Genomic DNA, 18,481 nt, shown 5'->3' on the forward strand with positions numbered 1-18,481 from the left:
GGCAGTGCTGCGCCGGTCAGCCAATCAGGCCTAGCGTGAGGCGGGACAGGGGCGTACCGTACAGCAAGGCGATCAGGCCTGCCGCAGCCAGGTAGGGGCCGAACGGAATCGGTTTGTCGCGTCCGCGCTTGGCAAACACGATCAGCCCGATGCCGACCACGGCGCCGACCAGCGATGACAATAAGATGATCGTCGGCAGCATCGTCCAGCCCAGCCACGCACCGAGCGCCGCCAGCAATTTGAAGTCACCATAGCCCATTCCCTCCTTGCCTGTCGCCAGCTTGAAGGCCCAGTACACGCCCCACAGGGCCAAGTAGCCGGCGGCCGCGCCGATGACGGCGTCTTGCAGGGGCACGAAAGTGCCATTGATATTGACCAGCAGGCCCGCCCACAGCAGGGGAAAGGTGAGATCGTCGGGCAGCATTTGCGTATCGGCGTCGATGAAGGTCATGGCGATCAGCAGCCAGGCAAACACGAGGGTGGCGAGACCCGTCCAGCCGCTGCCGAAGTGCCAGACCAGAAGGGCCGACAGGGCGCCCGTCAGCAGTTCGACCAGCGGATAGCGCACGGAGATCGGCGCTTGGCAGGCGCTGCATTTGCCGCGCAGCAGCAGGTAACTGATGACGGGGATGTTTTCCATGGCCGTGATGCGGTGGCCGCAAGCGGTGCAGTTCGAGTGCGGCAGCATCAGGTTGTAGCGGTCCGTGTGCGGCAAGGGCAAGCCGCTTTCTTCCGCCACGTAATTATCGGATTCGCGCTGCATCATTTTCGGCACGCGGTGGATCACCACGTTGAGGAAGCTGCCGACGATCAGGCCGAACAGGGCGGCGACGAGGGCGACGGGCAGGTTGCCGGGCGCGGCGAACAGCAGGGTATCTTGCAGCATGGTGGATTTGTCTGAGGTAATGATGTTGCCGCGCAAACATTGCCTGGCACTGCCGCAGTGTAAAACATCCGCCGGCACATGGGGACGTTTTGCTCGATGGCATCGTCAAATCACGGCGCCCAGCTTGAAAATCGGCAAATACAGGGCGATCACGAGGGAGCCGACCAGCACGCCCAGCACCACCATCAGCGCCGGCTCCAGCAGCGTGGAAAGGGTGGCGACCATAGCGTCGATGTCCGCCTCGATGATATCGGCCGCGCGCGACAGCATGGCGTCGAGCGCGCCCGATTCCTCGCCGATCAGGGCCAGCTGCGTCAGCAAGGGCGGAAATACGCCGCTGTGTTCCATGGCCAGGGCCAGGCTGCCGCCGGCGCGGATGTCGCGTTCGATGCGTGTCGTCGCTTCCTGGTACAGCGTGTGGCCTGAAGCGGCGCCCACCAGGCTGAGCGAGTCGAGCAGCGGCACGCCGGCGGCGAACATGGCAGCCAAGGTGCGCGTCCAGCGGGCGATTGCCGCCTTGCGCAGGAGGGGACCGAACACGGGCAGGCGCAAGGCCTGCAGTTGGATGTTGCGCCGCCACGCGGGATAGCGGCGCCAGGCCAGGTGCAGCAGCAGGCAGGCCAGCAGCAGCGCCCCCAGCAAGGCCAGCCAGTAGCGGACAACAAAGGCGGACAAGCCCATGACGACCAGGGTGGGCAGCGGCAAGGGCGCGCCAAAGCTGTCGAAGACCTGGCGGAAAGCGGGTACGACCACGCTCATGATGATGGCCGTGACGACGATGGCGACGAGCACGATGACCAGCGGATACATCAATGCGCCGCGCACCTGCCGCCGCAGGGCGATGGCCTTTTCCTGGTGCGTGGCCAGGCGCGCCAGCAAATCCTGCACGATGCCGGCCTGTTCGCCTGCCGCCAGCAGGTTGCAGTACAGCTCGTCAAACAGCAGCGGGAACTGGCGGAATGCCTGCTGCAGGCTGCTGCCCGCTTCGATGTCGTGGCGCAAGTCGCGCATCAGTTCCGTGATCGCAGGTTTGGCGTGCCCCTTGCCGGCGATGTCGAAGGCGTGCAGCAGCGGCACGCCGGCCGCCATCATGGTCGACAACTGGCGCGTGAACAGGGCGATATCCTTGCGCGTGATGGCCTTGCCGGGCGCGGCGCGTTCAGCCTGCACCCGGGTGGCCAGGATACCCTCGCGTCTCAGCGCGACCTTGGCGGCGCTGGCGTCGGCAGCGCGCAAGACGCCATCGACCGCCCTGCCATGGCGGTCCGTGCCCTTCCACGCAAAGCGCCGCTCGGCCGCCATGTGCACCTCCTGCCGTCACGGTAGCAGGGCCGGGAGAAAGCACCAGCGGCGCTGGCGGCAAGCTTGATGTGGCTCAGCCTTTTGTGGTTTGCACTTCCGTCTGCACAACGGCCTGGGCCGTCACGTCGGCCGCATCCTCCTCGTCGCTGTCCGTGCCCTTGCTGATGCTTTCGCCATCGTCGCGGCGCAGTGTCCAGAAAGTCAGCGAGGACAGCACCGTCAGGGCCGCCAGGGTCAGGAAGGCATGATGCAGGGCCGTGCTGAGCATGGTGCGGTCCGACTGCGGCATGTCGCCCAGGTACCAGCCCGTGATCAGCGAACCGAAAGCCAGGCCAAAGCTCATCGATAGCTGCTGCATCGAACTGGCGATGGTACTGGCCATGCTGGAATCGGCCTTGTCGACATCGGCATACGCGATGGTGTTCATGCTGGAAAACTGCAGCGAATTGAAAAAGCCCATGCACAGGCTGATGGCGACGATCACGTACAGGGGCGTGCCCACGCCCACCAGCGAAAACATGGCGATGGTGACGCCGATCAGCACGGTGTTGACGATCAGTACCTGGCGGTAGCCGAAGCGGGCCAGCACGCGCGCGGAAATGAATTTCATGCCCATGGCGGCCGCGGCCGACGGCATCATCAGCAAGCCCGATTGCCAGGCGGGCAAGCCCAGGCCCAGCTGGTACAGCAGCGGTAGCAGGAAGGGCAGGCCGCCCACGCCCAGGCGCGTGACGAAGCCGCCCACCACGGAGACGCGGAAGGTGCGGATCTTGAACAGGGTCAGGCGCAGCAGCGGGTGCAGCACTTCGCTCGAATGCCAGACATACGCGGCCAGCAGGCTGATGGAAATGAACAGCAGCACGGCAAACGAGGTGCCATCGATGCGGTGTTCGCCGAAGATTTCCAGCAGCCACGACAGCAGCGCGATGCCCGTGCCGAACAGCACCAGGCCGATCAGGTCCAGCGGACGGGGCTTGTCGCCATAGTAGTCGGGCATGTAGCGGTGCGCCAGGTACAGCGCCACCAGGCCGACAGGCACGTTGACGAAGAAAATCTCGCGCCACGACAGCCAGTGCACGATCAGCCCGCCCACCGTGGGCCCCAGCAGGGGGCCGATCAGGGCCGGAATGATGACGAAATTCATGGCCGCCAGCAATTGCGACTTGGGAAAAGTGCGGATGATGGTGAGCCTGCCCACCGGCATCATCATGGCCGCGCCCACCCCTTGCAGCAGGCGCGCAGCCACCAGCATGGGCGCATTCACGGACAGGCCGCACAGGATGGAGGCGAGGGTAAAGATGGCAACGGCGGCGGAAAACACGCGCCGCGTGCCGAAGCGGTCGGCCATCCAGCCGCTGATGGGAATACACACGGCCAGGCTCAGGATGTAGCTGGTGACGACGGCCTTCAGGCTCAGCGGCGTCACGTTGAGGCTGGCGGCCATGGAAGGGATGGCGGTGTTGACGATGGTGGAGTCGAGTTGCTCCATGAACAGGGCGGTGGCGACCACCCAGGGAAGGTAGCTTTTGATCGGGGAACTGGTCATGGATGTGAGCCTGAGGAGGAGAAACGGAGCCGACAGTACGGTGAATTGTCACATAAATGGCGCAGGCGTGCCGCCCGCGCCGTGCATTTTGGCAGCGTTCCGGGGGCATCGTCCATGGAACATTTGTTCTATGGCAATAGATTGCGGGCAAGGCTAGCATGTGTTTTCTGGCAGCTCCGGCCTCTTTTCCCCGAAAGTCACATCACATGAAAAATGCACTTACGTTCCTCGTCCTGGGCGCGGCCCTGTCCGCATGCGGTGGCGGCAGTGATGGCGGCGCGCCGGAAGCGCCCATCACGCCGCCTGTCGTCGTCACGCCCGCCGTCCCCCCCGCCGACAGCGTGACGGTGGCGTCCGCCGCCGTGGCCAAAGAGGCGGGCTTGAGCGTCATTGCGGGCGCCAGCGCCGATGAAAGCGTGTATGACGTGGCTGCCGATATCGGCGACACCTGGCGCATCACGTTTGACCATGTCAAGAAAACCTACGCCATCCGCGTGCTGTCGACGCAGTTCGGCTTGAACGACCGCAGCGGCACGTTTACCGCATCCACCAGCGGCAATCTCACTATTTACACGGCAACGGATTTCAGCGTCGCCGTCGATGCGCGCACGCGTCTTCTGTCGGGCAATATCAAATTGGGTAATCTGGTCTCGACCGTCAGCGGTACCGGCTATGCGGCGGGTGACGTGGCCAAGCTGGCCGGCAGCTATATTTTCCTGGGCGCCATGCGCAATGCCTCGAACGGCGGCGACCGTTTCAATCCGAAAGGCAGTCTCAAGATCTCCGCCGACGGCGCGGCCCAACTGTGCAATGGCGGCGTGTTCAATGCGCAAGGCGTGTGCTCCGCAGTATCACCGCAGCTGGAAGCGGAAAACGCCAGCCTGACCTTGGTCAAGGATGCGAAGAACGGCTTGATCGTCGCCCGGCAGGGTGGCCAGGACTTCGGCATCGTGCACGTGCATGCGGGGGACCGGGGGCTGGCGCTGTTCATCGACCGCTACAGCCGCAACCAGGAAAACGTGCTGCGCGTGGGTACCATCGTGGCCGCCAGGCAGCAAAAGATCGGCACGGAAATCAACGGCAGCTACGCCTGTGTGGCGCAGGGCATCAGCGCCAAGATCGAGGTTGCCGGCAGCACCGCCACCCTGACGAATGACACGACCGGCAAGACGCATGCGGAAACCATCACCGTCAACAAGCTGGGCCTGGGCGCGCAGGCCGCCGATTTCGATGGCATCGCCGTGCTCAAGGACCCGGCCGACGTGCCGGCCGACTATTCGATGTTCATGCCGGTGTCGTCGAGCATGGCGGTCGAGTTTTCGACCGACCGCTCGTACATGGGCATGTGCATGAAAAAATAGCCGCTAGCGTTTGAGGTCATCCAGTGCAGCCAGCAGCGGCATGGCAGCATCGGCGATGCGATCCAGGCTGGCCTCGCGCAGGGCGGCGGTGTCCACCGTGTGGCCGGAGTCCAGCCCCGCCCAGCGCAGCAGCGCCGAACATGCGGCGGGTGTATCGAACATGCCGTGCAAATAGCTGCCGAGGATTTGACCGTCGCCCGACACGGCCCCTTCCGGCCGCCCATCGATGACAAAGGCCGGCTGTGCCAGCGCCGCGCCATGCGACACACCCATGTGGATTTCATAGCCTGCCACGGGCGCATCGGCCGCGACGGCAAACGCGCAGCGGCCGCGCACCTGCTCCAGCCGCTTGTCGCTCGTCAGCTCCGTCACCATGTCGAGCAGGCCCAGTGCCTTTGACTCTCCCGCCGCGCCTTCCACACCCAGCGGATCGCACACGCTTTGCCCCAGCATCTGGAAGCCGCCGCAGATGCCGAGCACCTTGCCGCCATAGCGCAGGTGTTTCGCCAGGTAGGCGGGCCAGCCTTGCTGCTGCAGCCAGGCCAGGTCGCCACGCGTGTTTTTGCTGCCCGGCAGGATCACCAGGTCGGCCGCTGGAATCGGCTGCCCATGCTGGACGAATTGCAGGTCGATATCGGGGTGGGCGCGCAGCGCGTCAAAGTCCGTGTGGTTGCTGATGCGCGGCAGTTGCGGCACCACCACCTTGAAGGCGCCGCGTTCGGCCTGCATCGCTTCGACGGCGTCTTCCGCGTCGAGGAACAGGCCTTGCAGGTAGGGCAGTACGGCCAGCACGGGCTTGCCCGTCTGCTGTTCCAGCCAGTCGATGCCGGGTTGTAGCAGCGAGATGTCGCCGCGGAAGCGGTTGATGACGAAGCCGAGGATGCGTGCCCGTTCGCTGTCGGACAGGCAGGCCAGGGTGCCGATGATGTGGGCGAAGACGCCGCCCCGGTCGATGTCGGCCACCAGGATCACGGGGCAGTCGACGGCTTCCGCAAAGCCCATGTTGGCGATGTCGCGCGCGCGCAAGTTGACTTCGGCGGGGCTGCCCGCGCCTTCGACGACGACGGCGTCGTATTGCTGGCGCAAGCGCGTGTAGGATTCCAGCACGGCGCCCATGGCGATGGTTTTATATTGCTGGTAGTCGCGCGCATCCATTTCGGCGCGCACCTTGCCGTGGATGATCACTTGCGCGCCCGTGTTCGACGACGGTTTCAAGAGCACCGGGTTCATGTCCGTGTGCGGCGCGATGCCGCAGGCCAGCGCCTGCAGGGCTTGCGCGCGGCCGATCTCGCCGCCGTCGCTGGTCACGGCGCTGTTCAAGGCCATGTTTTGCGGCTTGAACGGCGCCACCGTCACGCCACGGCGTTTCAACAATCGGCACAGGGCCGCGACGACGGTGCTCTTGCCCGCGTCGGATGTCGTGCCCTGCACCATCAGGGCGGGGAAGGGACTCTTCATGCCTGCTGCTCTTTCTGATTCTCCTGCCATTGCGCGATGATGTCGCTGATCTGGCGCAATCCCTCCGTGATGGCGGCCGGACCGGGAGAGAGTATGTCGGGCGATTTGATCTCGAACAGCATGTCATTGCGTACTGCGGGAATCGCATCCCAGCCCGGACGTGCCGTCAACTGCGCTGGCTGGAACTTCTTGCCGCACCAGGTGGCGATGATGATGTCGGGAGCGCGCCGCACCACGGTCAAAGGATCGGCGATGATGCGCTCTTTTGCACCCGGATGCGCGGACAATTCCGGGAAGGCGTCCGTGCCGCCGGCGATGCCGATCAATTCGGCAGCCCAGCCGATGCCGCTCATCAGGGGATCGTTCCACTCTTCAAAGTAGATCACGGGCTTGCGTGTCCAGGCTGCGGCGCGGGCCCGGGCGGCGGCGATGTCCGCGCGCAGGCTGGCGATCAGTGCGCGTCCCGCTTCCTCGCGCCGCACCAGTGCGGCCAGCACGGCGATCATGCGCAGGATGCCTTCCACCGTGCGCTGGTTAAACTGGTGCACTTCGATGCCGGCCTTGACCAGGTCGCGGCAGATATCGGCCTGCATGTCGCAAAAACCGATCACGAGGTCGGGCTGGACGGCCAGGATGCGCTCCAGGTTCGAGGAGGAAAAGCCGCTGATTTTGGTTTTTTCCTCGCGCGCCCGGGGTGGACGCACGGTAAAGCCGGAAATGCCCGCGATGACGTCTTCCGCGCCCAGCGCGTACAGTGTCTCCACGGCTTCCGTCGACAGGCACGCGATGCGCTGGTAGTGGCTCATTGAGCCGCCTTGCTGGTGCGGCGCTGGCGGGCCGCTTCCAGCTGTTCGCACATGGCGGCGGTGCCTTCGATCATGCGCGGGCCGGCGCGGTTCAGCAGGTCGCCATTCAGGCGGAGCAGGTTATTCCGGCGCACGGCCGTCATCGACGGGAAGGCGCGCCACATGGCCAGGCCGCCTTCGCTGCGCGGATCGCTTTTTTCGCTGGTGCCGAAAATGACTTCCGGATCTTCCTGCAGCACGCCTTCCGGCGTGACGACGGGCGCCACCACCTTCATCGCGGCAAAGACATTCTGGCCGCCGCACACGCGCATGGAATCGCTGATGATGCTCGCGCCGCTCAAGGTATACAAGGGTTTGTCCCACACCTGGTAAAACACGCGCACGGGCGGACGCTGCGCATACCGGGCCGTCAGGCTGGCCAGTTTGGCGCGCAGCTGCGCGGCGGCCGGTTTGGCGGTTTTTTCCGTGCCCATTAATTGCCCCAGGCGCTCCATGCTGTCGGGGATATCGGCCAGCTTGCGCGGTTCGCTGTGATAGATCGGCACCTTCAGCTGGCGCAGCATGGCGATCTGGCGCTCGGCGCTGCCGTGCATCCACACGACGATCAGGTCCGGCTTCATGGCGATGATGCGCTCCATGTCGTACTGGCGGTTGTCGCCCACTTGCGTGATCTTCTTTGCCGCTTCCGGGTAGTCGCTATAGCTGACGACACCGGCGATCTTCTCGCCGCCGCCGGCTGCGAACAGCAGTTCCGTCACGTGCGGCGCCAGCGCCAGGATGCGCTGCGCCGGTTTTTCCACGGTGACGGTATTCCCATCGTCGTCGCGCACGGTGATGGCGGCATGCGCCTGCAGCGAGACCAGCCCAGCCAGCAGCAGCGATATTTTCAGGATTTTCATGTGTGCTTCCATGCGGTGAGGGCCTGCTGCAGGCGCAGCCAGGCGTGTTCGTCGGGGGGCAGGCCCAGGCGGATGCCGTGGGCCGCGTGGCGGAACAGGCGTACCCAGATGCCTGATTCTGCCATGTGCTGCCAGAACGCTTCGGCGCGCGTGTCCGGCCACCATTGAAACAGCGCCGTACCGCTGCTGGCGATGCCGTGCGCGGCCAATAGCTGTTGCAAACGGGCGCCTTCGCCGCGCAGACGCTCGCGCATCGCTTCCTGCCAGTGCGTGTCGTTCAAGGCGGCCAGTGCCACTTGCTGCGCCGGGCCGCTGACGGTCCACGGACCCAGCATATCGGCCAGTTGTACCAGCAGTGCGGGATGGGCGGCGACAAAGCCCAGGCGCAGTCCCGCCAGGCCAAAGAATTTGCCGATGGAGCGCAGCACGATCAGGCCAAGCTGGCCCGAGTGTGGCCCCAGGCTGGCGTGCGTTTCCGTGTCGCCAAACGCTTCATCGACCACCAGCCAGCCGCCGCGCGCGGCCAATTTGCCAGCCCATTCCAGCAGCAGTGCGGGGGCGATGCGTTCGCCCGTGGGATTGTTCGGGTTGCAGATGACCAGCACGTCGCAGTGGCCGACGGCATCGGCCAGCTGCGCATATGGCACTTGGTGTAATGCGTGGCCGTGCTGGCTCCAGTGGTGCGCATGTTCCGCATACGACGGTGCGGCCACCATCACGCGCGACGGCGCGCGTAGCCGGGGCAGGGCCTGGATGGCGGCTTGCGTGCCGGCAACCGGCAGCATGGCGGGTGCGTTGTAATACGCGCAGGCGGTAGCGGCCAGCGCGGGATCGGCTTCCGGCAGCCGGTGCCAGGCGTTGGCGTCGACTGCCGGCGCTGCATACCAGTGCGGATTGATGCCCGTCGACAGGTCGATCCAGCCGGCGATGGGCCGTCCATACTCGCGCGCGGCGTCGCGCAGGTTGCCGCCATGTTCAAGCAAGGTATTTCCCCTTCAGGTAGAACAGGCCCGCCAGCAGCGCCACCCAGATCAGCCACAACACGGCCGTCTCGGCCACGAGGCGCCAGGCGCGGTCGATGTCGCGCGCTTCGGCGGTACGGCCGGCGCCCAGCGGCGGGCGGCGTTCCAGTTCGCCATCGTAGATGGCGTCGCCGCCGAGGGCCAGGCCCAGGGCGCCGGCGCCGCTTGCCATCACTGGACCCGCGTTCGGACTGCCCCAGTTTGGGGCCTGCGTGCGCCAGCACTGCCAGGCGCGCTTCTTGTCCGCCATGCTCTTGCCCAGCAAGACATAGGACAGGGCCGTCAGGCGCGCCGGCAGATAATTGAGGATGTCGTCGATGCGCGCGGCGCAGCAGCCGAACCAGTTGTAGCGTGCGTTGCGGTAGCCCCACATGGCGTCGAGGGTATTGGCCAGCCTGAATAGGACTGCGCCAGGGCCGCCCGCCACCGCAAACCAGAACAGGGTGCCGAAGACGGCATCGTTGCCGTTTTCCAGCAGGGATTCCGTGCTGGCCTTGGCCAGGCTGGCCGCATCGGCGTCGGCCGTGTCGCGGCTGACAATGCGCGCCGTCAGCAGGCGCGCATTGTCCAGGTCATCGATGAGCAGGGCATCGGCAATCGGTTGATTGTGGTCGCGCAGGCTGCGCAGGCCCAGACATAGATACAGCAGGAAGACGTGGAGGGCGGCACCCGCCAGGCCGCACAACCAGTAGGCGGCATAGCTGATGGGCAGCACGGCCAGCCACCATGCCAGCATGCCGCGCATAAAACGTGCGCGGCCCCGGTTCAGCAGGCGTTCCAGTGTGCTGGCGATGCGGCCAAAGCCGACCAGCGGATGCCAGCGGCGCGTTTCTCCCAGCAGCATGTCGAGCAGCACGCCGGCCGTCATCAAGGCGGCCAGCATGGGCAGCGACAAGCCGCTCAGCATGGGCTGCCTTTCAGGTACAGCGGCAGGCCGGCGGCGACAAAGACAGCCTTGTCGCACACGGCCGCCACGGCCTGGTTCAAGCGGCCTGCCTCGTCGGTGAAGCAGCGCGAGATGGCGCCATACGGCACGATGCCCATGCCCACTTCGTTTGATACGAGAACGAGGTCGCAGCCGGTGTCGCCGATTTCGGCCAGCGCATACAGCAGGTGCGCTCGCTCGCTGTGGAACAGTTCAGGCAAGATGATATCGCCCACGTCCGGATACGTCTCGCCGCTGGAAAACATCAGATTCGTCAGCCACAGGGTCAGGCAGTCGACCAGCAGCAGACGGCCGGACCGTGCTTCCCGCAGGATGGCGTCGCCCAGGCGCAGCGGTTCTTCCAGGGTTGTCCACTCGGCCGGGCGCTGTGCGCGGTGATGCCTGACGCGCGTGGCCATTTCAGCATCGCCCGCCTGCGCGGTGGCGAGGTAGATCACTTCCTTGCCGGACTCGCGGGCCAGCATTTCCGCATGGGCGCTCTTGCCGGAACGGGCGCCGCCGAAGACCAGAGTGCGCGTCATGGCGCTGTTACCACTCGGTGCCGATTTGTGCGCCGATGCCGGCCGCGTAAGCATGCTTGACGACGGCCATTTCGGTGACGGTGTCGGCGATCGCGATCAGTTCGTCCGGTGCGCCGCGGCCCGTGATGACCACGTGCTGCATCTGCGGACGTTCCAGCAGATCGGCGATGATCTTGTGCACGTCGAGGTAGTTGTACTTGAGGGCGATATTGAGTTCGTCGAACAGCACCAGGCCGTAGCTTGGGTCGGCCAGGAAGGTCTTCGCCTGTTCCCATGCCAGTTCGGCCTTTTCGATGTCGCGCTCGCGGTTCTGCGTTTCCCAGGTATAGCCTTCGCCCATCGCATGAAAACTGATTTCATCGGGGAAGCGGCGCAGGAATTTTTCTTCGCCCGTCGACATGGCGCCCTTGATGAACTGCACCACGCCTACCTTCATGCCGTGACCCATGGCGCGGATGGCCATGCCGAAGCCGCTCGAGCTCTTGCCCTTGCCGTTGCCCGTGTTGACGATGATGATGCCGATTTCCTTGTCGGCCTTGGCGATGGCCGCGTCAATGATGGCTTTTTTTCGCTCCATGCGCACGCGGTGGCGTTCGTTGATTGCGGCTGTTTCTACGTCGCTAGGTTTGTTGTTGCTCATGTCTGATCCTCTTTCGGTATGAATATCTTGCGTTTGCCGTGATCGATGATCTCGATCGGGTGGCCCAGGTAGTCGCTCAGGATGGATGCCTGCATCACATCGGCCACGGGACCGGCCAGCCAGCCGCCGTCGCCCATCAGCAGCAGCGCATGGGTCGAGACGCTGTGCGCCAGGTTCAGGTCATGCCCCACCATCACCACGGTTTTATTCTGTTCGCGGCACAGTTTTGACAGCAGGCCCATGACGCTGACCTGGTGCGCCAGGTCCAGCGCATTGGCCGGTTCGTCCAGCAGCAGCAAGGGCGTATCCTGCGCCAGCATGGCGGCAATCGCCACGCGCTGGCGTTCGCCGCCGGACAGGCTGCGCACGTCGCGTTCGGCCAGGTGCTCCACTTCCATCGAGGCCAGCGCCGCCAGCGCGATGCGCTGGTCGTCGCTGCCTTCCCAGTAATGATTGTCGTGGTACGGGTGGCGCGCCGACAGCACCGTTTCGATGACGCGGTAAGAGAACGCATCGTGGCGCGCCTGCGCCAGGAAAGCCCGTTCGCGCGCCAGTTCGTCGAGAGGCCAATCGATCAGGGCGCGGCCCTGTATCGTCACGTGGCCAGCATCCGGTTCGCGCAAGCCGGCCAGGGTGCGCAGCAAGGTGCTCTTGCCCGCGCCATTGCGGCCGATCACGCTCCAGCATTCGCCATCCCTGATGTGCCAGATGAGGTTTTCCACCAGGGAGCGCGTGCCTGCCTTCAGGCCAAGTTGGTAGGTACGTATCATGTGCGGCGCAAGCGGTGCAGTTGGTACAGGAAGACGGGCGCACCGATCATGGCTGTCACCACGCCGACGGGCAGCTGCAATGGCGCCAGCACGGTGCGCGCCAAGGTATCGGCTAATACGAGGAAGGTGCCGCCGGCCAGCGCGGCGGCGGGAATCAACAGGCGATGATCGGGGCCGCAGGCAAAGCGCAGCGCATGCGGCACGATCAGGCCCACAAAACCCACGCTGCCGGCGCTGGTGACGGCGCTGGCCGTGAGCAGGCCGGAGCAGAAGAACAGGCCCTTGCGCAGGGCGCCCACGCGCACGCCCAGGGTACTGGCCGCTTCCGCGTGCAGCGCCATGACGTTCAGCGAACGCGCGCAGCGCAGCGCGAAGACCATGGCGCCAGCCAGGACCAGCCACGGCATCAGCCGCGCGGGCGCGCCGGACAGGTCGCCTATCATCCAGAACACCATGCTGCGCAAGCGGCTTTCCGGGGCGATGGAGAGCATCAGGGTGACGATGGCCATGCAGGCCGAAGCCAGTATCACGCCCGTCAGCAGCAAGAGCGAGGCGCCGCCTTCAGCGGCCGTGCCGCCGCGCAGGTCGCGGCGGGCAAAGAAATACAGCAGCATGGACACGCCGACGGCACCTGCAAAGGCGGCCGCGTCGACCACCCACAGCGCGCACATGAATAGCAGCGCGGCCAGCGCGCCGACGGAAGCGCCGGCGGAAATGCCCAGTACATAGGGGTCCGCCAGGGGATTGCGCAGCAGCGCCTGCATCATGACGCCGGCCAAGGACAACGCCGCGCCGGTGACAAACGCGGTCAGCGCGCGGCCCAGGCGCAGGTCGAGCAGGGTGGCGGCGAGAGTGTCGGTCTTGCCCTGCACGACATGGAACAGGGCGGAAGGCAGGTCGGCGAGCGGGATCGCGATCGAACCGATCATGCCGGAGAAAATCAGGCTGGCAACCGCGCACACGATCAGCACCGTGAGGATCACGGTGGCGCGGTGGCGCATGTTGCGGAAAAATGGGTGCATGCATACCTTTAAAACGGGGACCACAGAACTGCACTGCGGGCGATGACGGATAGCGCCACCGCCCGCAGCTTACATCATTACTACATGGTTATTTCGAGCCGTAACGCAGGCCGACGAAGAAGTTGGAGCCGGCGGTATTGTAGTTGCGTGCCAGTTCATACTTCTTATCAGTGATATTGTTCCAGCGCGCCAGCACCGACCAGTCCTGCGCCACTTGATAGGTAGCGAACAGGTTAACCAAGCCATAACCGCCCAAGCTGGTCGTATTGGCAGGATTTTCAAAACGCTTGCCCGACAATTGCCATTCGGCGCCCGTATTCAGTTGACCGATGCTGTAGTCCGCTGCAAAGTTGGCGTGGCGCTTGGCGCGGCGCACCAGCGATTTGTCCAGGGTTTGATCGCGCGGATCTTGCAGGTCGATATTGCCGCTGAGACCAAAGTCGCCAAACTTGCGGCGGCCAGTCAGGGTGATGCCTTCCAGCAATGCCTTGTTGACGTTGTAGGCGCAGCCGAACGGATGCGTGGCCACTTCAACCGGGCAGGTATCCGCATAAATCAGCAAATCGGTCACGCGATTGTGATAGTACACGGCGCTCAGTTGCGTCTTGCCATCATCGTAGCGCAGGCCAACTTCAGCATTACGGCCTTTTTCAGGACGGTTGCTGGCGATGCCGTATCCCGGGTAATACAGCTCATTGTAGGTGGGCTGGCGGAAGCTGGTGCCATAGCTGGCCGTGGCGCGCAAGGCATTGTTGATCTGGTAGCCGTAACCAAGGCTGCCAGTGGTGGTCGAACCGGTTTCCGACATTTTGTCACGGCGCAGGCTGGCGCTGAGCAGGTGCTGGTCGCGCTTCATGGTGTAGGAAGCCGCCAGCGACTTGGTATCGCGGGCGCGATTCAAGATCGGCTTGGCGCTGGATACGACTTCTTCCTTGCGGTAGCTGGCTAGCAATTGCAGCGTGTCGACGCCGATAGCGATGTCATTTTGCCAGTCGAAAGTCGATTGCTTGGTTTCCAGAGAGCTCTTGCCGGCCGCGCCCGCAAAGGTGTCCTCGTTGGCCTTGTCGCGTGCTTCGGCAACTTGTACCTTGCTGTGCCAGCCTTGAACGAATTCATTGTTCATGAATACGCCGATGTTTTCCAGCTTTTGATTGCTGCGCGTGTCATAGCCCGGGCCGCTATCGTACTGGGCTTCAAGCTTGCTGTTCATGAACACCAGGCCCAGATCGTGCCCCTTGGCCAGCTGGAAACCAACCTGGCCCGTAACGCTTTTCTTGTCGTAGCCGTCTTTGTCGGCGTTGTAAGAGAAATTACCTGGTTTGGTGGCCGAAAAGCCGTCGCTTTTTTCCTTGCTGACGTTCAGCGAGTAGCTCAGGCTGTTGTAGCCACCGGTTGCACCCGAAACGCTGGCGTCATATTGACGCGTGGCATCGCTGCCAAAGCCGACGGACGCGCCAACCACGGGTGCGCCGCTACCTTTTTTGGTGAAAATCTGGATGACGCCACCGATGGCATCGGCACCGTACAGGGTGCTCAATGGACCGTAGACGATTTCGATGCGGTCGATGTTTGCCAGTGGAACCGGGCTCCAGTTGGCGGTGCCCAAGGTCGAGGAACCGATGCGGACGCCATCCACCAGAACGATATTCTGGGTGCTGTTCGCGCCACGGATGTACACCGACGCTGCGGTGCCTGCGCCGCCATTGCGAGCGACTTCGATGCCGCGCTGTTTTTGCAGCAATTCGGTAACGGAACCTGCGCCCGAACGCGCGATGTCTTCGCTGGTGATGATGGCCGTATTGGCCAGCAGTTCGCTGGTTTTTTGCGGGGTGCGGGTTGCGGTGACGATCACTGGATCGAAGGTATCTGGCGTGGTCTGGGCGAAAGCGGCAGGCGCGGCAATGGCTAGCGCGAGCGACGTGAGCGCCGCGTGGCGGGAAACAGCATGGGTCATGATAATTTTCAGTAAGTAATATGCAACCAGCCGACGTCCCCGTAGGCCAGATTGAACAGAAGTGGGAACTGAAGATGACGATCGAAGATGGCCATGGGCCATTCGGATCGCGAACATCCCCGTTCGCACACTTCCACCTGTCCTGGCCGGTATCCGGGCTGGCAAGTAGGGCTATCCCACCTTCCCATGCTCGATGATTGCAAGCACAGTGGTTGTCAGAGATAGCTTGTCGCCCGCTTCCTGTAGAGAGGGGCGACACTTGCTTACCGTTGCGGGGGCAGCACACGTTCGCCGCAGTCGCGGCATCGTGTTTCCCGTTTAACTGCGCTCATGGACATGAGCGCGGGCACCAAAACCCCGCCATTATACGTGCAGCAGGCGTGGACTGAAATGGCTGGCTGGGCGATTCGATATCAGAAATCGACGACGACCGTCGCACCATAGGCGATTTTATGGGCGGAATGGGCGGCCAGCAGGGCCGTTTCTTCCAATGGCAGCCGGGCTTGCAGTGCCGACAGCAGACGGATGGTGCCCGCATGGCAGATGATGACGACCGTTTCGTGTTGTTCGCGCAACAGATCGCCTAAAAACGCATCGACGCGGGCGGCCATCGCCAGCACATTCTCGCCCCCGCCGGGGCGGTACCAGGCTACGTCGGCTGCCCAGGCATCGATTTCCGCGCGCGCAATCGCATGCCAGGGCTGCATTTCCCACGCTCCGAAATCCATCTCCGCCAGCCGCGCGTCGAAACGCAGGGCGCTCGCGGACAAGTCCTGCGCCAAGGCCGTCGCCAGGTCGGCGCAGCGGCGCAGCGGACTGGCGTAGAGCGGCACATGTGCTGGCAAGGTTGCTTGCAGGCTGGCGCGCACCGTGGCCAGTTCGTGCGGCGCCACCGCCACGTCGCTGCGGCCATAGCAGGTGCCGCTGGTTACCTGTGGCGTGGGGTGGCGAACGAGGATCAGGCGCATGCTTGTTTAATAGAAGCGCAGGGGAGGCTGGAAGCTGGAGAGGATGGCCAGATAGACCGCCACTTCCGCCACTTGCTGCACTGCGCCCAGGCAGTCGCCCGTGTAGCCTTGCAGGCGGCGCTGGCACTTGCGGCCCAGCCAGAATGCGGCCGCCGCCGCCGCCACGACGGCGAAGACCAGCGTGGCCCAGTAAAAAAGTCCCAGGGCGCCGCACACGACGAGCGGCAGCAGGCCGCAGATGGCTGCGATGAGGAATTCAGCGGTGCTCATCTCCTGCGCCATCGGCTTGGATTTACCTTCGTCGCGCGCATAGTCCATGAACCGGATCAGCGAAACGGCGGCCAGGCGCGAGAGCGGGTGGGCGATGAACAGTGTCGCCACGACGATGTGTGGCGGCAGGGAGGCCAGCGCCGTGCACTTGATGGCCAGCAGGCAGAGGATGCCGATGGCGCCATACGCGCCGATGCGCGAATCCTTCATGATTTCCAATACCCGCTCGCGCGTCGTCCCGCCGCCAAAGCCGTCGCACATGTCGGCGAAGCCGTCTTCATGAAAGGCGCCCGTCAGATAGATGCCGGCGGCGACGGCCAGCAGCACGGCTACCGCCGACGGCAGGAGCCAGCTGGCCAGTAGATACACGGCGCCACTGATGGATGCCACGACCACGCCGACCAGCGGGAAGTAGCGCGAGGCATGCTGCAGCCAGGCCGGCTCGAAACCCACCCAGCGGGGGATGGGCAGGCGCGTGAAAAACTGCAGCGCGATGAAGAAGAGGCGGCACTGATGGACTGCGACGGAAACGGGATTGGCCATGGTCTTAATCTGGCGTGGATTTTTCGCTGACCTGGGCCGAGGCAAACGTCGCCATCTCGCGCATGAAATTGACGGCTGCGTGCAGCAGCGGCAAGGCCAGCGCCGAACCCGTCCCTTCACCCAGGCGCAAATCGAGGTGCAGCAGCGGACGCGCACCCAGGTTGGCCAGCAGCTGGCGATGACCGTTTTCATCGGAGCAGTGCGAAAACACGCAGTAATCGAGGATGGCCGGCTGCAGACGGGCCGCCACCAGCAGGGCGCTGCTGACGATGAAGCCATCGATCAGCAGTATCATGCGCCGTTCGGCCGCCTTGAGCATGGCGCCGGCCATCATGGCGATTTCGAAGCCGCCGAAGGTGGCCAGCGCGTCGAGCGGCGTGGTGACTGCCGCATGATGGGCGACGGCCGCTTCGATGACCTGCTGTTTATGCAAGATGCCTTCCTTCGACAGGCCGGTGCCGGCGCCCACGCAATCGGCGACCGGTGTTTGCGTCAGCTTGTGCATCAGCGCTGCGGCAGCGGTGGTGTTACCGATACCCATTTCGCCAAAGCCCAGCACATTGCCATCCAGGGTGGCGACCAGATCCATCCCCGCCTGCATGGCGGCCAGGCATTGTTGCTCGCTCATGGCAGGTTCTTTGGCGAAGTTACGGGTGCCCGGGCCTTGCTTGCGGTCGAGCAAGCCGTCGCGTGGCCCGAAAGCGTGGTTCACGCCGGCGTCTACTATATAGAGGGCGCAATCTGCCTGGCGGGCGAAAACGTTGATAGCGGCGCCGTTGCCGAGGAAATTCTCCACCATTTGCCAGGTCACGCTTTGTGGATAGGCGGAAATGCCTTCGGCGACGACCCCATGGTCAGCCGCAAAAACGATGATGGCCGGCTGGTGCAATGCCAGCTGCGTGCTTTGCTGGATCAGGCCAATCTGGCGGGCCAGGGTTTCCAGCATGCCGAGGCTGCCCAGCGGCTTGGTCTTGCTATTGATGGCGTGTTCGAGTGCGCTGGACAGGGCGGAATTGGCGGTAGGGCTGATGTGTGGGATAGGCATGGGAATCTATGTGGATAAGGCAGGGTATGGTCGGCGATACGATATCACACAGCAATATTTGCCCAGCTGCAAAATAGCGCTTGCGGGGCGTGCGGGGCAAGGCTATAATTCGCCCCCTCGCTGAACGACGCATGCAAATGCCGAGTGAGACGAGAAAAAAGAAGGAGTTGACGGAGGTAGCAAAATGCTTCATACTCTTCCTTCTTCGCAGCTGACAAACACAACGCTTTGTCGATAGCGCGAAAGCAGTGCCGAATACAGTTCTTTAACAATTAACAGTCGATAAGTGTGGGCATTTGATGTAAGTGCAGCGTCAATCTTCGGATTGGCGTCTAACTTAAAATATATCAAATGTTCACAAGAAATAATGAAATAGGCGCTACGAAAGTAGTGGCCTGTCAGTTTTTTGAGTGAGCGACCCATCAGCAATGATGGTGCCTGTAAAAGGGCAAAGTAACAGAGATTAAACTGAAGAGTTTGATCCTGGCTCAGATTGAACGCTGGCGGCATGCCTTACACATG

Annotated in this window: 18 protein-coding genes and 1 riboswitch; of the genes, 1 reads left to right on the top strand and 17 read right to left on the bottom strand. The window is 63.7% G+C overall.

The annotated features are described in order from the left end of the window. Positions 1-16 precede the first annotated feature (16 nt). The 3 genes from LSO07_RS05815 to LSO07_RS05825 all read right to left on the bottom strand — a co-directional run bounded on the left by LSO07_RS05815 (position 17) and on the right by LSO07_RS05825 (position 3,734). Complete coding sequence (locus LSO07_RS05815) at positions 17-886, bottom strand: prepilin peptidase (RefSeq protein ID WP_151092752.1); 870 nt, start codon at positions 884-886, stop codon at positions 17-19. 105 nt (positions 887-991) lie between these two features. Beyond that, the gene (locus LSO07_RS05820; protein ID WP_151092754.1) at positions 992-2,188 is read right to left on the bottom strand and encodes a type II secretion system F family protein; all 1,197 of its coding nucleotides are present in this window, start codon (positions 2,186-2,188) and stop codon (positions 992-994) included. A gap of 73 nt (positions 2,189-2,261) precedes the next feature. Continuing rightward, positions 2,262-3,734 carry a DHA2 family efflux MFS transporter permease subunit gene (locus tag LSO07_RS05825; protein WP_225317187.1) on the bottom strand — a complete coding sequence of 491 codons (1,473 nt, stop codon included), beginning with the start codon at positions 3,732-3,734 and terminating at the stop codon, positions 2,262-2,264. A gap of 206 nt (positions 3,735-3,940) precedes the next feature. Here LSO07_RS05825 and LSO07_RS05830 point away from each other — a divergent pair, with 206 nt between their 5' ends. Further along, positions 3,941-5,095 (top strand): hypothetical protein, encoded by a 1,155-nt coding sequence (locus tag LSO07_RS05830; RefSeq protein ID WP_151092756.1) that lies wholly within the window; start codon positions 3,941-3,943, stop codon positions 5,093-5,095. A gap of 3 nt (positions 5,096-5,098) precedes the next feature. On the opposite strand, the gene LSO07_RS05835 is transcribed toward LSO07_RS05830, so the two are convergent. The 14 genes from LSO07_RS05835 to LSO07_RS05900 form a co-directional block, all read right to left on the bottom strand. Then, entirely contained in the window at positions 5,099-6,553 is a 1,455-nt protein-coding gene (locus LSO07_RS05835; protein ID WP_151092758.1) for a cobyric acid synthase, read from the bottom strand. Further along, positions 6,550-7,359 (bottom strand): ABC transporter substrate-binding protein, encoded by an 810-nt coding sequence (locus tag LSO07_RS05840; RefSeq protein ID WP_034785001.1) that lies wholly within the window; start codon positions 7,357-7,359, stop codon positions 6,550-6,552. The genes LSO07_RS05835 and LSO07_RS05840 overlap by 4 nt, the downstream gene beginning before the upstream one ends. Further along, entirely contained in the window at positions 7,356-8,258 is a 903-nt protein-coding gene (locus LSO07_RS05845; protein WP_151092760.1) for a cobalamin-binding protein, read from the bottom strand. Before LSO07_RS05845 ends, LSO07_RS05840 begins: the two co-directional genes overlap by 4 nt. Then, positions 8,255-9,241: a threonine-phosphate decarboxylase CobD gene (gene cobD, locus LSO07_RS05850; protein WP_151092762.1), complete on the bottom strand. Its 987-nt coding sequence runs from the start codon at positions 9,239-9,241 to the stop codon at positions 8,255-8,257. The genes LSO07_RS05845 and cobD overlap by 4 nt, the downstream gene beginning before the upstream one ends. Continuing rightward, a complete protein-coding gene (gene cbiB / locus LSO07_RS05855; protein WP_151092764.1) occupies positions 9,234-10,187 on the bottom strand; it encodes an adenosylcobinamide-phosphate synthase CbiB in 954 nt (317 codons plus the stop codon). Before cbiB ends, cobD begins: the two co-directional genes overlap by 8 nt. Next, positions 10,181-10,747, bottom strand: coding sequence for a bifunctional adenosylcobinamide kinase/adenosylcobinamide-phosphate guanylyltransferase (cobU, locus tag LSO07_RS05860; RefSeq protein ID WP_151092766.1), 567 nt, complete (start codon positions 10,745-10,747; stop codon positions 10,181-10,183). Before cobU ends, cbiB begins: the two co-directional genes overlap by 7 nt. Positions 10,748-10,754: 7 nt before the next feature. After that, positions 10,755-11,387, bottom strand: a complete 633-nt coding sequence (gene cobO / locus LSO07_RS05865; RefSeq protein WP_151092768.1) for a cob(I)yrinic acid a,c-diamide adenosyltransferase — start codon at positions 11,385-11,387, stop codon at positions 10,755-10,757. Then, a complete protein-coding gene (locus tag LSO07_RS05870; protein ID WP_151092770.1) occupies positions 11,384-12,157 on the bottom strand; it encodes an ABC transporter ATP-binding protein in 774 nt (257 codons plus the stop codon). The genes cobO and LSO07_RS05870 overlap by 4 nt, the downstream gene beginning before the upstream one ends. Continuing rightward, positions 12,154-13,179: a FecCD family ABC transporter permease gene (locus LSO07_RS05875; RefSeq protein ID WP_034785028.1), complete on the bottom strand. Its 1,026-nt coding sequence runs from the start codon at positions 13,177-13,179 to the stop codon at positions 12,154-12,156. The genes LSO07_RS05870 and LSO07_RS05875 overlap by 4 nt, the downstream gene beginning before the upstream one ends. A gap of 88 nt (positions 13,180-13,267) precedes the next feature. Continuing rightward, entirely contained in the window at positions 13,268-15,250 is a 1,983-nt protein-coding gene (locus LSO07_RS05880; protein ID WP_225317188.1) for a TonB-dependent receptor domain-containing protein, read from the bottom strand. Positions 15,251-15,260: 10 nt separating this feature from the next. Further along, positions 15,261-15,502: riboswitch (cobalamin riboswitch) on the bottom strand. Positions 15,503-15,546: 44 nt separating this feature from the next. Continuing rightward, positions 15,547-16,101 (bottom strand): histidine phosphatase family protein, encoded by a 555-nt coding sequence (locus LSO07_RS05885; protein ID WP_151092772.1) that lies wholly within the window; start codon positions 16,099-16,101, stop codon positions 15,547-15,549. Between the two features lie 6 nt (positions 16,102-16,107). Continuing rightward, a complete protein-coding gene (locus LSO07_RS05890; protein ID WP_151092774.1) occupies positions 16,108-16,914 on the bottom strand; it encodes an adenosylcobinamide-GDP ribazoletransferase in 807 nt (268 codons plus the stop codon). A gap of 4 nt (positions 16,915-16,918) precedes the next feature. Next, a complete protein-coding gene (cobT, locus tag LSO07_RS05895) occupies positions 16,919-17,959 on the bottom strand; it encodes a nicotinate-nucleotide--dimethylbenzimidazole phosphoribosyltransferase (RefSeq protein WP_151092776.1) in 1,041 nt (346 codons plus the stop codon). Between the two features lie 189 nt (positions 17,960-18,148). Next, entirely contained in the window at positions 18,149-18,469 is a 321-nt protein-coding gene (locus tag LSO07_RS05900; protein ID WP_191909591.1) for a hypothetical protein, read from the bottom strand. Positions 18,470-18,481: the final 12 nt, after the last annotated feature.

The sequence above is a fragment of the Janthinobacterium sp. PLB04 genome (assembly GCF_021165895.1).
Lineage (GTDB): Bacteria > Pseudomonadota > Gammaproteobacteria > Burkholderiales > Burkholderiaceae_D > Janthinobacterium > Janthinobacterium lividum.

Bases quoted from the DNA above. Each gene is read 5' to 3' on its own strand.
- LSO07_RS05815 (WP_151092752.1), bottom strand. From the start codon at position 886: ATGCTGCAAGATACCCTGCTGTTCGCCGCGCCCGGCAACCTGCCCGTC.
- LSO07_RS05820 (WP_151092754.1), bottom strand. From the start codon at position 2,188: ATGGCGGCCGAGCGGCGCTTTGCGTGGAAGGGCACGGACCGCCATGGC.
- LSO07_RS05825 (WP_225317187.1), bottom strand. From the start codon at position 3,734: ATGACCAGTTCCCCGATCAAAAGCTACCTTCCCTGGGTGGTCGCCACC.
- LSO07_RS05830 (WP_151092756.1), top strand. From the start codon at position 3,941: ATGAAAAATGCACTTACGTTCCTCGTCCTGGGCGCGGCCCTGTCCGCA.
- LSO07_RS05835 (WP_151092758.1), bottom strand. From the start codon at position 6,553: ATGAAGAGTCCCTTCCCCGCCCTGATGGTGCAGGGCACGACATCCGAC.
- LSO07_RS05840 (WP_034785001.1), bottom strand. From the start codon at position 7,359: ATGAGCCACTACCAGCGCATCGCGTGCCTGTCGACGGAAGCCGTGGAG.
- LSO07_RS05845 (WP_151092760.1), bottom strand. From the start codon at position 8,258: ATGAAAATCCTGAAAATATCGCTGCTGCTGGCTGGGCTGGTCTCGCTG.
- cbiB (WP_151092764.1), bottom strand. From the start codon at position 10,187: ATGCTGAGCGGCTTGTCGCTGCCCATGCTGGCCGCCTTGATGACGGCC.
- cobU (WP_151092766.1), bottom strand. From the start codon at position 10,747: ATGACGCGCACTCTGGTCTTCGGCGGCGCCCGTTCCGGCAAGAGCGCC.
- cobO (WP_151092768.1), bottom strand. From the start codon at position 11,387: ATGAGCAACAACAAACCTAGCGACGTAGAAACAGCCGCAATCAACGAA.
- LSO07_RS05870 (WP_151092770.1), bottom strand. From the start codon at position 12,157: ATGATACGTACCTACCAACTTGGCCTGAAGGCAGGCACGCGCTCCCTG.
- LSO07_RS05875 (WP_034785028.1), bottom strand. From the start codon at position 13,179: ATGCACCCATTTTTCCGCAACATGCGCCACCGCGCCACCGTGATCCTC.
- LSO07_RS05880 (WP_225317188.1), bottom strand. From the start codon at position 15,250: ATGTTCGCGATCCGAATGGCCCATGGCCATCTTCGATCGTCATCTTCA.
- LSO07_RS05885 (WP_151092772.1), bottom strand. From the start codon at position 16,101: ATGCGCCTGATCCTCGTTCGCCACCCCACGCCACAGGTAACCAGCGGC.
- LSO07_RS05890 (WP_151092774.1), bottom strand. From the start codon at position 16,914: ATGGCCAATCCCGTTTCCGTCGCAGTCCATCAGTGCCGCCTCTTCTTC.
- cobT (WP_151092776.1), bottom strand. From the start codon at position 17,959: ATGCCTATCCCACACATCAGCCCTACCGCCAATTCCGCCCTGTCCAGC.
- LSO07_RS05900 (WP_191909591.1), bottom strand. From the start codon at position 18,469: ATGCCGCCAGCGTTCAATCTGAGCCAGGATCAAACTCTTCAGTTTAAT.